The sequence below is a fragment of the Paenibacillus diazotrophicus genome (assembly GCF_042610465.1).
This window is the reverse complement of sequence record NZ_JBGJZN010000001.1, coordinates 1,280,082-1,294,080: the sequence shown is the minus strand read 5'-3', so window position 1 is coordinate 1,294,080 and position 13,999 is coordinate 1,280,082. Positions and strand designations below refer to the sequence as shown.

12 protein-coding genes are annotated in these 13,999 nt (G+C 49.8%); 1 reads left to right on the top strand and 11 read right to left on the bottom strand.

Going from position 1 to position 13,999, the window contains the following annotated elements; all coding sequences use genetic code 11:
• Positions 1–75: 75 nt before the first annotated feature.
• From ACAN54_RS05880 to ACAN54_RS05835, 10 genes are all read right to left on the bottom strand, one after another.
• Positions 76–1,548 carry a nicotinate phosphoribosyltransferase gene (locus ACAN54_RS05880; RefSeq protein ID WP_379151675.1) on the bottom strand — a complete coding sequence of 491 codons (1,473 nt, stop codon included), beginning with the start codon at positions 1,546–1,548 and terminating at the stop codon, positions 76–78.
• A gap of 44 nt (positions 1,549–1,592) precedes the next feature.
• Positions 1,593–2,135 (bottom strand): cysteine hydrolase family protein, encoded by a 543-nt coding sequence (locus tag ACAN54_RS05875; RefSeq protein WP_379151672.1) that lies wholly within the window; start codon positions 2,133–2,135, stop codon positions 1,593–1,595.
• 15 nt (positions 2,136–2,150) lie between these two features.
• Complete coding sequence (locus ACAN54_RS05870; protein ID WP_379151669.1) at positions 2,151–2,921, bottom strand: NUDIX domain-containing protein; 771 nt, start codon at positions 2,919–2,921, stop codon at positions 2,151–2,153.
• Positions 2,922–2,971: 50 nt separating this feature from the next.
• Complete coding sequence (locus ACAN54_RS05865; protein WP_379154094.1) at positions 2,972–3,388, bottom strand: YlbF/YmcA family competence regulator; 417 nt, start codon at positions 3,386–3,388, stop codon at positions 2,972–2,974.
• Between the two features lie 60 nt (positions 3,389–3,448).
• Positions 3,449–5,056 (bottom strand): tRNA (N6-isopentenyl adenosine(37)-C2)-methylthiotransferase MiaB, encoded by a 1,608-nt coding sequence (miaB, locus tag ACAN54_RS05860; protein WP_379154092.1) that lies wholly within the window; start codon positions 5,054–5,056, stop codon positions 3,449–3,451.
• Positions 5,057–5,219: 163 nt separating this feature from the next.
• Positions 5,220–6,314, bottom strand: a complete 1,095-nt coding sequence (locus ACAN54_RS05855; protein WP_379151665.1) for an NADH:flavin oxidoreductase — start codon at positions 6,312–6,314, stop codon at positions 5,220–5,222.
• A 201-nt stretch (positions 6,315–6,515) separates the two neighbouring features.
• Positions 6,516–7,361, bottom strand: a complete 846-nt coding sequence (rhaD, locus tag ACAN54_RS05850; protein WP_379151662.1) for a rhamnulose-1-phosphate aldolase — start codon at positions 7,359–7,361, stop codon at positions 6,516–6,518.
• A gap of 58 nt (positions 7,362–7,419) precedes the next feature.
• On the bottom strand, positions 7,420–8,676 hold the full coding sequence (gene rhaA / locus ACAN54_RS05845; protein ID WP_379151659.1) for an L-rhamnose isomerase: 1,257 nt from the start codon (positions 8,674–8,676) through the stop codon (positions 7,420–7,422).
• A gap of 36 nt (positions 8,677–8,712) precedes the next feature.
• Positions 8,713–10,176, bottom strand: a complete 1,464-nt coding sequence (rhaB, locus tag ACAN54_RS05840) for a rhamnulokinase (protein ID WP_379151655.1) — start codon at positions 10,174–10,176, stop codon at positions 8,713–8,715.
• Positions 10,177–10,203: 27 nt separating this feature from the next.
• The gene (locus ACAN54_RS05835; protein ID WP_379151653.1) at positions 10,204–11,355 is read right to left on the bottom strand and encodes an iron-containing alcohol dehydrogenase; all 1,152 of its coding nucleotides are present in this window, start codon (positions 11,353–11,355) and stop codon (positions 10,204–10,206) included.
• 361 nt (positions 11,356–11,716) lie between these two features.
• Between ACAN54_RS05835 and ACAN54_RS05830 the strand changes: the two genes are divergently transcribed.
• Positions 11,717–12,472, top strand: coding sequence for a DeoR/GlpR family DNA-binding transcription regulator (locus tag ACAN54_RS05830; RefSeq protein ID WP_379151650.1), 756 nt, complete (start codon positions 11,717–11,719; stop codon positions 12,470–12,472).
• Positions 12,473–12,581: 109 nt separating this feature from the next.
• On the opposite strand, the gene ACAN54_RS05825 is transcribed toward ACAN54_RS05830, so the two are convergent.
• On the bottom strand, positions 12,582–13,871 hold the full coding sequence (locus ACAN54_RS05825) for an L-cysteine desulfidase family protein (protein WP_379151647.1): 1,290 nt from the start codon (positions 13,869–13,871) through the stop codon (positions 12,582–12,584).
• Between the last annotated feature and the right edge of the window lie 128 nt (positions 13,872–13,999).

Sequence of the window (13,999 nt, the reverse complement as noted above, 5' to 3'; positions counted from 1 at the left end):
TCCAAAAAAAGGCTGCTCCTGAGTAGAAGATCTACTCCAGGAACAGCCTCGCTGTCTTTTACTTACTACCAGTTGTCAGCTAAGTTCATCATTCGGATCCGGCATCATATGCTCCGCTATCAGTTGCTGCTTGCGTTTCCATACCTGCTCACTGAGATTCACGCGGTATACCTCGGGATTCAACTTACGCAGATACTCCGGCCAGAACAAATCAATCTGTTCCTGATGATAGCGGCGGATTTCATCCAGATCTGGCAACGTATAGACCTGGAACCCGTTTACGAAGATCGGCTCCAGCATCGGCAAAGCTTTATATTTCTCCACATACTTCTGCAAATAAGGATGAAGCGGATTGAACAGCTTCAGACGGGCACCACTCTGCGGCTCTTTCTCCCCGGGGAAGCTGATATAGTCAGCCAGAGCTTTTCCTTTGGGGCCAATGATCCGGAAAACATCCTTTTTGCCTGGCGTGGATACTTTCTCCGGGTTGGATGAAATCTTGATCGTCGGAACCATTTCACCGGAAGGTGATTCAATCTCAACAAGCTTATATACACCGCCCAGGGAGGGCTGATCCGAAGCCGTGATGAGTTGTGTGCCGACACCCCACGTATCTATAGCCGCACCCTGGGATTTCAAGTTCATAATCGTATTTTCGTCCAGATCATTCGAGGCCACAATTTTCACATAATCCAGACCCGCATCATCCAGCATTTTGCGAGCTTGGATAGACAGATACGCCAAGTCACCGCTGTCCAGCCGGATACCGTTCATCCGTTTGCCTGCCGCCTCCAGCATCTTGGCTGTATTAATGGCATGCGGCACACCGCTGCGCAGCGTATCGAACGTGTCTACCAGTAGGGTAACACCATCCGGCATTACCTTGGCGTAGGCATCGAAGGCCTCCTGCTCACTGGCAAAGCTCTGTACCCAGGAGTGGGCATGGGTTCCCTTCGTAGGGATGCCGAACTTTTTGCCGGCCAGCATATTCGAGGTTGCGTGGAAGCCTCCCACATAAGCTGCACGTGCACCCCAGACAGCTGCATCCGCTTCCTGTGCCCGGCGTGTACCGAACTCCAGCAGTGTATCCTTTGGAGCCACCTGCTTAATCCGCGAGGCCTTAGTGGCAATCAGTGTCTGGTAGTTCATGAAGTTCAGGATCGCCGTTTCTACCAGCTGCGCCTCCATAATCGTACCCTCGACGCGAATAAGCGGCTCATCCGGGAAAACCAGGGCACCCTCTTTCATAGAATGAATGCTCCCTTGGAAATGGAACTGCAGCAGCTCTTCAAGAAAAGCAGGGGCATAATTCTCTTCCTGCTCCGACAGATAGCGGATATCATCCTCCGTAAAGCGCAACTCGGCGATATACTGGGTTATGCGCTCCAGCCCGGCGAATACGGCAAAACCATTACCAAAGGGGAGCTTGCGGAAGTAGGCTTCAAACACCGCTCTGCGCTTATGGCTTCCGTTCACCCAATGGGCGTACATCATATTGATTTGATATTTGTCTGTATGTAGAGCAAGTTCTCTCCTCAAAATCCTCATCTCCTAGCTTTTCTCTGGTGCTCTGTGAGTGGTGTGCGATTTGGTTATTCTGCTGCAACTACTGTCGCTCCGAGGCTTCCGGTGAAATGTCCAAGCGCCCAGTTATGGCCTTCCGGATTGAAGCTGGCCACTGCATCCTTATGAACGACAATACTGAAACCCTTGTTATAGGCATCCACTGCCGTATGCAGGACACAGATATCTGTGCATACTCCGATCAGGTGCAGCTCTGTAATCCCACGTTCACGCAGCTTCAGTTCCAGTTCTGTACCGCAAAAGGCGCTGTAACGTGTTTTATCCATCCAATCGATTGAATCCTGGTTCTGTTCGTACACATCTTTCAGACTGCCGTACAGCTCCCGCCCCTTAGTATCCCGCAGATTATGTGGCGGAAAGAGCTTGCTCTCCGGATGATAAGGATCATTCTCTTCATGCAGATCCACAGCCATCACCACATAATCCCCGTTGTCCACGAAAGCCTGAGTTAGCTCGCTGATCCGAGGTGCGATATCAATACCAGGCTGCCCCACAGGCAGACTGCCATCTACAAAATCATTCGTGAAGTCAATTACGATCAAAGCTCTCATTACTGCTATCCCTCCCTAGGTATAGATTGATAACAAAGGCTCATGATCCGTGAACATATAGAGCTGTGCCGGACGCTGCGAATACTGGTTGGAGCTTACCGGATTGCCGGCTTCATCCCGTACTTCCTTTAATATACCCTGACGGCTGCGGGTTGAAGTGATTTTGCGGATGAAATTGGGCTCCTTGAATTCAGGCACTACAGTCTGGATCACCTGATACAGCTCACTCAGAGTGAAATGATGGGGCAGAAACTGCCTGGCAATTGTCGTCTGCAGCATTTGCTGCTGAATCCGCAAATATGCATCTTTAATAATGTCATGGTGGTCAAAAGCAAGCTCAAGCTCCTCAAGCGCCTCCTGCAGCGTGAACAGCCCAACCTCTCCCGCATCATCAGAAGCTTGTCTATGTTCCAGCATCCATTCTTCCACTAATGCAAAGAAAGCATGGCTGATAATCCATCCGCGCGGATCGCGTCCGGGCTTGCTGTAGACGCCCAGATATTCCAAATGCCCGCCGTCCACACCGGTTTCTTCCTTCAGTTCACGGGTCGCGGCATCGTAGATGGATTCATCTTCCTGGCAAAATCCGCCCGGCAATGCCCACATCCCTGCACATGGCCATTTTTTGCGTTTCACGAGCATGACCTTCAGTTCACGCAGCGGAAGCGTCTTGGTGACGGTCTTCCGCTCGCGCTTGGTCAGTGTAAACATGACAATATCGGCCGGGACCCCGTCCGGCGTGCGGTATTTTTTGACGTTATAGGTTTGTTCCCCGTTCTCGCTCACAATGAATCATCCTTTGCCCCAGCATATTTAATAAGTGGATCTTCTTGAAATTAATCACCACAGGTCGAAGGAGGCGCTTCGGTACCCGCTTCTACATTGATTTTCTCCGAAACGGTATCGCGGATCACCGAAATCACAAGCTGCAGTAGATAGTTGATATCGCTCTGGCTTTGCTGGAATTCATTCACGACTGGAATCCCGTCGATCTCATCCTGCAGCACTTCAATTTCACGTTCGATTTTGGCGACCATTTCCTTATTCTTGAAGCTTTCGAACGCCACAATTTCTTTCTGCTTCTTCTTAATGGTAGCGATCAGACCTTGCACCCGTTCGTGATTCTGGATCTTCTGCTCTGCCTGCTGAAAATGCTTTACTTCTTCGCTCGTGGAGATGAGTGAGGCAAGCTCTTTGGCTTTTCCCATAATATCTTCACGTACAATCAGGTCACGGGTATTATAGGTCTGCATGCCGTATTCATTCAAACGCGGTTCTTCCTGGCTCACTGCTATCGCCCCATTTCTTTATAATTATAGAATTGCCGCAGCTTCAGCTACGCAATCCCCTTTGATGTACCATGTCTTCGTATCGGTAATTCTAACCTGAACAAAGGTTCCGATCAAATCCTTCGGCCCTTCAAAATGCACCAGCTTGTTGGCGCGGCTGCGGCCGGACAGCACATTGGAATTGTTCTTGCTCTCGCCTTCCACCAATACCTCTACGATCTCGCCAAGCATCCGGTCATTGCTGACCCTGCTCTGCTCCTTAATCAGATCATTGAGCCGCTGCAGGCGTTCACTCTTCACCTCTTGCGGGACATTATCCTCCATGGAAGCTGCTGGCGTTCCTTCACGCGGAGAATAAATGAAAGTATATGCCATATCATAGCCCACTTCGCGCACCAGTGACAGGGTATCCTCGAACTGCTCCTCAGTTTCACCAGGGAAGCCAACAATGATATCCGTAGTCAGCACAGCATTAGGCACGCTGGCTTTGATCTTCCGTACAAGCTCAAGATACGTTTCTCGGCTGTATTTACGGCTCATTTTCTTCAGCACAGCTGTACTTCCCGATTGGACCGGCAGATGGATATGTTCCGTCAGATTGCCGCCTTTACCGAGCACTTCAATTAATCTATCGTCAAAATCGCGGGGATGCGATGTCATGAAGCGGATACGCGGGATGTCTATTTTTCGCATATCGTCCATCAGGTCCCCGAATGTATAGTCCATATCTATAAAATCCTTGCCGTAGGCATTCACATTCTGTCCCAGCAGCGTAACTTCCTTAAAGCCCTGACGTGCCAGTTCCCGCATCTCAGCGATTACATCTTCAGGACGGCGGCTGCGCTCCTTGCCCCGCGTGAACGGTACAATACAATAGGTACAGAACTTGTCGCAGCCATACATGATGTTCACCCAGGCGCGCATGCCCTCCCGCTTCTTCGGCAGGTTCTCAATGATGTCGCCTTCCTTGGACCAGACCTCTACGACGAGCTCTTTGCTAAAATATGCTTCCTTAACGAGATGTGGCAGGCGGTGGATGTTATGGGTACCGAATATCATATCCACAAATCCATGCTTGGACATAATCCGGTTGACTACACCCTCCTCCTGGGACATACACCCGCAGACCCCAAGCAACAGGCCGGGTTTCTCCAGCTTCAGATTCTTCAGGTGTCCAAGCTCGCCGAATACTTTATCTTCTGCATTCTCCCGGATGGCGCAGGTGTTCAGCAGAATGATATCTGCCATATTGCGGTCCTCGGTGCCAAGATACCCCATTTGCTCCAGGAGCCCCTTCATCGTCTCAGTGTCATGCTCATTCATCTGGCAGCCGTAAGTGGCTATGGAGTAATAATGCTGTTTGTGGCGGTTGATCTCTCTGAACTCTTCCATAATCCGGTTCGTGTCCGCATTCTCAAAGTCAATGACTTCAATATCCTGCTTACCCCGGCGTTTGCCTTCCTTGTAATCCGGATTGGAATTGATCTGAACGGTGCGGCCCTTGATCCGGTAGGTGGTTTTGCCTTCTTCTTCACTGATGACTTTGGCATCAGAAAAATCAAAATATTTCGAGTAATCCTTCGAATCACCCTTGCCGGATTTTAAGTCCGGTGAGTTATTCTCCATTGTCATGGTTTCACGTCCTTTATTCTTGAAGCTCTGCAGCGTCTGCAAGGCTGAAATGGTAATACTCAAGTAAAAATTATAGCATAAATCATCCATTCTCGTAATTGGACGGCCAAAACAAAAACCGCCCTGATCAGGGCGGCTATACTTTCAGAATATCTTGTACATTTTAATACAGAGTCTTTGTCGATTCGGAAGTAAAAGCAATAATCTCCTCTGTTCTGCCGCTCTTCACCTTAGCAGGCCAGGCTGGATCACTGATAAGCGCTCTGCCGACAGCGACCAGATCGAACTCAGCTTTATCCAGCTTCTCCAGCAACCGTTCAATATTGTCTTCTTCATTCTTCTCGGTTACGGCGGTTACGAACTCACTGTTCAAACCTACAGAACCTACAGTAATGGTTGGTTTGCCGGTGATTTTCTTCGTCCAGCCCGCCAGATTCAGCTCGGAGCCTTCAAATTCAGGTAACCAGAAACGGCGTGTCGAGCAGTGGAAAATATCTACCCCGGCATTGCTGAGCGGAGTAAGGAATCGGGCAAGCTCTTCCGGTGTCTGAGCCAGCTTAGCGGAATAATCCCCGCTCTTCCACTGCGAAAAACGAAGAATAATTGGAAAGTCCGGGCCAACCGCACGGCGGCAGGCATCAATGATTTGAACCGCAAAGGTCGTCCGGGCTTCCAGGTCGCCGCCATACTCATCAGTCCGCTTGTTGGTTTTTTCCCAGAAAAACTGATCAATCAGATAGCCATGCGCACCATGAAGCTCGATTCCGTCAAAGCCTACTGCTTTGGCATCGGCAGCAGCCTGGGCGAAGGCAGCGACAATCCCGTCTATTTCCTGCTGGGTCATAGGCTCCGTAACCGGCTCGCCTGCCAGATCCAGTCCGGAAGGTCCTATCGGCAGTGCATCTACATTCGGAAGCTGGCCTATAGTACGGGCCATCCCGACATGCCAGAGCTGCGGTACGATCTTGCCGCCAGCGGCATGAACCTCTTTCACTACGTTTGCCCATCCCTTAAGGGAGGCTTCACCATGGATATTGGGAATATTCTGGTGGCTGACCGCTGAAGGATGATTAATCGCCGTTCCTTCGGTGATGATCAGACCTACTCCGCCTTCAGCACGCCGGCGGTAATATGCAGCAACATCTTCTCCCGGGACGCCATTTGGCGAATACACACGGGTCATAGGTGCCATTACGATACGATTGGCAAGAGACAAGCTTCCTGCCTGAAATGGGGCAAACAATTTATCGGTGTTCATATTCAGCCTCCGTTAATTAATATAATTACTTTAAGTAAGCATATTATGCCTGTTGTCACTCGTAAAAGCAAATGAAGGAGCTGCAGGACTCCTATTCTCCCTCCTTTGGTGCTGCATACCAAAAAACCGGACACAACAGTTCACTGCTGTGTCCGGCGATAAGATTCAGATAATGTCCCTGATTCTGGATTCGTTGCAATTCTATAATTCCAATATTCCTGCTTTTGGCGTTACGCGGAATGCTGCGGCCAAATCGGCCAATTGCCGGTCAGTAATCTTCTGCTTGATTTCTCTGCCGCCAATCAGATTATAGACAATTGCCGCTTTTTCGATCGTTTCCACGAGTCCGAAGGTAGCGTCCATGGTTGCGCCGGTGACAAAAATACCGTGCTGCGGCCAGATCACCACGCGGTACTCTTTCATTTTGTCAGCGGTAGCACGGCCAATTTCACTGCTGCCTGGTACGATCCAAGGAATGACACTAACGCCATCCGGGAAGACAACCAGACATTCAGTGCACATTTCCCATAGAGTTTTGGTGAATTTCAGCTCATCCAGATCATGGGTGAACGTCATAGCGATGACATTCGTAGCATGAGTATGCAGCACAATGCGATGTGCAGGATCGACCTTTAAACGTTCAATATGGCTCATGAAATGCGAAGCAAGCTCACTTGTCGGTACTGCGCCGTTACGGAGACCCCACAGTACTTCAACACTCTCTCCATTATCATTGACACGAAGGACGCCCAGATTCGCTTCCGGATCCTTGATCACATTGCGGAAGTATTTGCCCGAACCAGTGACGATAAAATATTTTCCAGCCAGCTCCTGTACCGGAAAAGTCAGCTTAATCGTCCGTAAAGACTCTCGGATGTTAATATATTTCGCTACCTCTTCCTCATCCAGCAGGTAACTCACGTTGCCGCCGTTCAGCTCATCCCAGCCTAGCGACCACATATGATGGGTAATTTCCGACATCTCCTGGATGAACGGGGCTTCTACAGAAGCAATATAACCTTTGGATTCAATTACGGATGTACTCATATGTTATCTCTCCTTTGTATGCGATGCTAGCTGTACCCCTTAAGGTTCCCCTTAGACATTATCTGGCGGACAGCACTTCCTGCTCGTAGCTCTTCACTTCAACCAGCCACTGCTCCCGTACAGGTGTATTCTGCGAAGCGCAGTAATAATCCCAGACCGCACCGAACGGATAAGACTTAAATTCTTCAACCAAGGCTAGACGGGAAGTATAATCTCCGGCCAACTCCACAGCCTTCAGCTCTGCCACCGGCTCCAGCATGGCCCGCAGGAGTGCCTTGATGGTATTACGTGTGCCAATCACCCATGCGGCGATATGATTAATGCTGCCGTCAAAGAAGTCCAGCCCGATATTCGTGCGGCCCAGCAAATCTCCGCGAACGAGCTCGCGTGCGATTTCAAGCAGCTCATCATCCATAGTGACAACATGGTCGCTGTCCCAGCGGACAGGGCGGCTGACATGAAGCAGCAGTTGTTCGCTGAACATCAGAATAGAAGACAATTTATTGGATATCACTTCTGTCGGATGGAAATGTCCGGCGTCCAGGCAGATCGCCTTGCCCCGGGTTAATCCATAGCCCATATAGAATTCATGAGATCCAACCACATAGCTCTCCGAACCAATCCCAAACAGCTTGCTCTCTACCGCATCGATGTTGAACTTAGGATCAATCACTTCACTGAACACCTCATCGAGAGATTCCTTCAGCCGTACGCGCGGAGACAGGCGGTCTACGGGAGCATCCTTGTAACCGTCCGGTACCCAGAAGTTCGTCACACAGGTCTGTCCCAGCTCGCGGCCAAAATATTCAGAAATCTTGCGCGAAGCTTTACAGTGCCTGATCCAGAAGCTGCGGATTTCCTCGTCGGCATGACTTAAGGTGAAGCCGTCAGCCGCTTTGGGATGGGAGAAGCAGGTTGGATTGAAGTCCAGACCCAGCCCCTGTTCCTTTGCCCACTCAACCCAAGGTGCAAAATGGCGCGGTTCCAGCTCATCCAGATCCACCTGTTCATCCGTATCGGCATAAATGGCATGCAGATTCACCTTGTGTTTGCCCGGAATCAGCGACAAGGCCTTTTCCAAATCCTTACGCAGCTCATCCGGTGTTCCGGCACGGCCAGGGTAACTGCCGGTTACAGCAATCCCCCCGCTCAGTTCCTTGTCTTTAAAAAGAAATCCTTTGACATCATCCCCTTGCCAGCAGTGCAGTGAAACTTTGATCTGTGCCAGCTTTTCTAGAACTTCGTCCACATGGATTCCATGGGCTGCGTATAATTTTTTGGCTTCGTTATAACTGTTGATGATGCTCTGATCCATGATGCAACCTCCTAAAAATATTGTGGCATACACTGACTAATGGATAAACGGTGCGTGAAGGGCCTCCCAGCGCCTTAGTAGATCTTGCAGCTTAGGGACCGGTTGAGGAGTATACGATACAATAGGAAAAGAATTCTCGATGATTTCTCTGGCTTCGACGATATTGGCCACACTGCCCTCGTGAATCAGTTGAACTGCGAGATTCCCCAGTGCTGTTGACTCTATGGGCCCCGCCAGCACTTCCCTGCCGGTAATATCGGCAGTCAGCTGGCACAACAGTCCATTATTCGCACCGCCTCCGACAATTTGCAGCACCTCTACCTCCGTTCCCGTTAGGGCTTCAAGCTCCTGTAGGTAACTACGGTAAGACAAGGCCAGACTGTCGAATATACAACGGGCAAGCTGTCCAGGCGTCTTCGGCTCAGGCTGGCCACTCTCCGCACATGCGGCACGAATCTCATCAATCATGTTATCCGGATTAAGGAACCGCGGATCGTTGCAAGGGATTAGGCTGCGGAAGCCCTCGGCTTCACCAGCTAGCTGGGCCAATTCGGCGAAGCTGTAGCGTTCTCCATCCAGTCGCCGTACTTCCTGGATCAGCCAAAGCCCCATGATGTTCTTAAGGAACCGGTAGGTGTCGAAGGCTCCCCATTCGTTGGTGTAATTGGCGGCCATCGCTTGCGGATTATTGATCGGATGGCTTAGCTCCACGCCAAGCAGGGACCAGGTGCCGCTGCTAATGTATGCGGATGAGCGCCCCCTCTGCACAGGAACACCAAGCACTGCTGAAGCAGTGTCATGGGTAGCTGCACATATCAGTTCGCACCGGGGCAGATCATACCGGCTTACAAGCGGCTCCTGGATAAATCCGAGGCTCTCTCCTGGAGCTGTCAGTATGGCAAACTGCTCTCTTCTCAGGTGGAGAAGTGACAGGAGTTCAGAATCGAAATCCCCAGTCTGCAAATTCAGCATCTGAGTTGTCGAGGCATTGGTAGCCTCATTGATCTTCTGCCCGCTTAATCTATAGTAGAGATAATCCGGCACCAGCAGAATTTGCTCTGCTTCGGCCAGTTCTTTCCGGTCATGAGCATACAGCTGGTATAACGTATTAAAAGCTAACTGCTGTATCCCCGTCTTCGCATATACTGTCTCCGGTGGAATGAGCGAAGCCACTTCCCCCATAATACCTTCGGTACGGGAATCCCTGTAGGCATATACCTCCTGGATGCGATTTCCATCCGCATCCAGGAGCACATAATCCACCGCCCAGGTATCGATGCCTAGCGTGCACTCCGTGATGCCTTGTGCTTTGGCTTTTTGAAGACCGGTAATAATCTGGTCGAACAAATAATCAATATCCCAGAAGCAGGAGCCGTCACGCTCGGTGAATCCATTACTGAAGCGGTGAAGCTCTTCCAGGGCCAGCTTGCCGTCCCTGAGAGTCCCAAGCACAAGCCTGCCGCTGGAGGCGCCGATATCGACGGCGATATGTTTGTTCATAGAAGCTCTCCTAACTTAAAGGTTGTTCTAGAGGATTTTGCGGAACAAGGCAATTACTTCTTCTTTTGTAGGAATGAAAGGATTACCAGGGGCACAGGCGTCCTTCATTGAGTTCTCGGCGAGCAGGTCCAGATCGACTTCATCTACGCCAAGCTCTGACAATTTGGAAGGAATGCCCACTTCCTTGGACAGTTCCTTGATGGATTCAATAACGTATGCCGCACATTCCTGATCTGTTTTGCCTTCGATCTGCAGTCCAATAGCTTTGGCAATACTTCTGAATTTCTCAGGAACATGTTTGGCGTTTTCTTCTTCTACAAAAGGCAGCAGCATTGCATTGCAAACACCGTGAGGCAGATCATATACGCCGCCAAGCTGATGCGCCATCGCATGCACGTAGCCAAGCCCGGCATTATTAAAGGCCAGACCACCCAGGAAAATGGCGTATACCATTTGCTCCCTGGCTTCAATATCATGTCCGTTCTTCACGGTCCGGGCCAGATTGGCGAAGATCAGTTCAACCGCAGCCAGTGCGGTAGCATCAGTAACCGGATAAGCTCCAGGTGTAACCAGCGCTTCTATGGCATGCGTAAGCGCATCCATTCCGGTTGCGGCGGTAAGCGCGGCCGGTTTGTTGATCATCAGCTCGGGATCATTCACTGAAATGGTGGCGATGCTGTTTTTGTCGACCATTACCATCTTCACTTTGCGTTCTTCATCGGTAATCACGTAATTGATCGTAACTTCAGCAGAGGTGCCAGCGGTTGTATTGACGGCTACGATCGGCAGAGATTTATTCTTGGATTTATGCACGCCTTCATATTCCTTGATATGCCCGCCATTGGTGGCGATAATTCCAATCGCCTTGGCCGTATCCTGCGGCGAGCCGCCGCCGATGGAGATCAAATAATCACAGCCCTGCGAATTCAGAAAATCCACACCGTCATGAACATTTTTACATGTAGGATTAGGTTTGACTTCATCATATAGGGCATATTGAATTCCCGTTTCATCCAATACAGCCAGCAATTTGCCCGCGATACCGCTCTTGACCAGAAATTTGTCGGTGACGACTAGTGCCTTCTTCAAGTTCAATTCCTGAATGTAAGGACCGATTTCCTTCAGACAGCCTTTTCCCATAATGTTGGTGGACGGAACATAATAGACATGAGTACTCATTGATTGACCAGCCTCCCAGGCAATTTGTTACTGCGGTGTTACCAGGATTAATGTTCTTCTTAGCAAGCCTCAAGCTCTATGCCGCTTTGGTACCACAGGCTGGTCTCTGGGCACAATATCCGACCGGCTCTGGCACCTCTATAAAAGGTATCGCTTACAAAGAGAGCATTAACATTCTCATCGTATCTCCATAAATCTTTGTTGTCAACAAATAATATATATTTTGTGTTGTTTTTATTTGTTTAGTGTCTGTTTTACAAAGAATCATCTATAATACACCTGTGGGTTTCGTTTATTTCCTTGCAAAACACAGATATTCAGGTCTATAGTTAGATAATATAGTTCTGGAAAGGTGATATATATGCTGGCAGCCGAAAGACGCAAGAAAATCATAGATCTTGTACATCAGGATAAACGGGTTCTCGTCTCTGATCTCAGCCGGATGTTCGAGGTAACTGAGGAAACAATCCGGAGGGATCTTGAGAAGCTGGAGAAAGACGGCATTCTCAGCCGGACTTATGGCGGTGCAATGCTGAACAGGCACACGAATGAGGACCTGCCTTTTGTGACAAGAAATGCGCTCAATACGGATATCAAACGAAATATTGCACTAAAAGCGCTGGATTTGATTAATGATGGAGATACTCTGATGGTAGACCCCAGCTCTACCTCTTTTGAATTCCTGAAGCTGCTGGGCAACAAAAACAATCTGACGGTCATTACGAATTCGATTAATATTCTGCATGAGTTCGCGAACTCCGGCCTGAATATTATTTCCTCCGGTGGTTCACTGCGCCACCGTTCCCTGTCACTGGTCGGGCCTGTCGCCCATGATACCATTCAGCGCTATAATGTAGATACCGCGATTATTAGCTGCAAGGGCCTTGATATGGAGCGAGGAATTACCGATTCCAACGAACCGGAGTGCGAGTTGAAGAAATACATGCTACGTCAGGCGGAGAAGGTTGTGCTGCTTGCCGATCATACCAAGTTTGACAAAACCGCCTTTACACGGCTGGTTGCACTTGACAGCATTGATGTGCTGATTACTGACCGCAGACCTGCGAACCCCTGGCTTAAACGGCTTGCCGAAGAGAATATTGAAGTATTGTATTAAAATAAACCGCCCGGTCACCTGCGTTGTTAAAACAGGAACCGGGCGGTTTTGTATAAATCTATGAACATATTCGTTTTATTTATACGTTACAGGATTTCCAATAGTACGGCTACAGCATTCCGCCTTTGGAGAGCATGATGCTTAAAATGGTAGCATCGGTGTCGGCCAGCCCCTCCTGAACCAGCCGCTCCATATTGCGGATGGTGTCTTCCACCTCTTCAAAGATCACACCATCATTCGTAGAAGGCCCAATGTTATTCATAGCCAGCGTGGCTGCCTGAATGGCCGCATTGGTGGAGGTGGATATTTTGAGCGCACAGGTTGATTTGGCCCCGTCGCAGATCATTCCTGACAAGGAGGCGATGGTATTCTGTATGCCATATTTAATCTGGGCAAGGGTTCCGCCCATAAGATATAGAATCCCGCTGTTCGCCCCTACACCACCGGCAATCCCTGAACCGCATAGCGGTGAGAGCCGCCCGATGTAATGCTTAATGTGCACTGTAACCAGATTGCTCAGCGCAAGCGCCCGGGCCAGCATGTCCTCATCCTTGCCCAGCAGCTCCGCCAAGGCAATCACCGGAAGTGTACAGGCTATGCCCTGATTCCCGCTGCCAGCCGTGGTCATAACCGGCATAGCGCTGCCGTCCATTCTGGCATCAGAGGCTGCCGCCGTCGCAGCGATGATGGTGCTCGCCACATCGTTACCGAACAAGTTCACAGCCGATTGCTGGCTCATTTTCTTGCCCACCTGTAAGCCGTAATTCCCGCGCAATCCTTCATCGGAGATAGCTTTGTTCATTGTGGCCCCTTCCAGAAGAAAACGGATATCCTGGAAAGGGACAGTGCAGATAAACTCAAAGATACCTTCAATTGAACCTGTATAAGCTTCGTGACCCGTTCTTCTAGGAATACCGCAATCCGCTTTGGATTTGGGGGGTGTCATTTTCTCCCCATCCAGTGCCAGGTAATCGATATGAGTGTGCTCCCCGGCAATAATGGCGGTAGACATATGGTTCTGCGAAAATACCTTTGCCTCAATATATAACTTCTCCGTTGTATCCTTCAGCTCTACTTCAAGAAGCCCCCGTTCCAACAGTTCATTAGCAAGCTTCAATTCGGCCGGAGTTAGGCCGGACAGAATTTCCAGCTCTTTGTGGGAACGTCCCACCACCGCTCCGAGGGCTGCTGCGATCGGGAGTCCGGTCTGACCTGTACCGGGAATGCCCACGCCCATTGCGTTCTTAATAATATTTCCGCTAAGCTGCAGCCGGATGGCCGTGATGTCTTCCTCCAGAAGCTCTGCCGCCAATGAAACGGCATATGCTACTGCAATCGGCTCTGTACAGCCTTCAGCCGGGACAACTTCCTTGTGCAAAATCTCCAATAAGCTGGACATGTATGGATTCTCCTACTCTCTATTCTCTCTGTTCCAGAAGTTCATTTCTATATAGTATATCAGCAGGAAACTAAAGGGGAACCCTTTGTTTCGTATGATCTTTTTGATCGGAGGGTTAACGGCTGCAG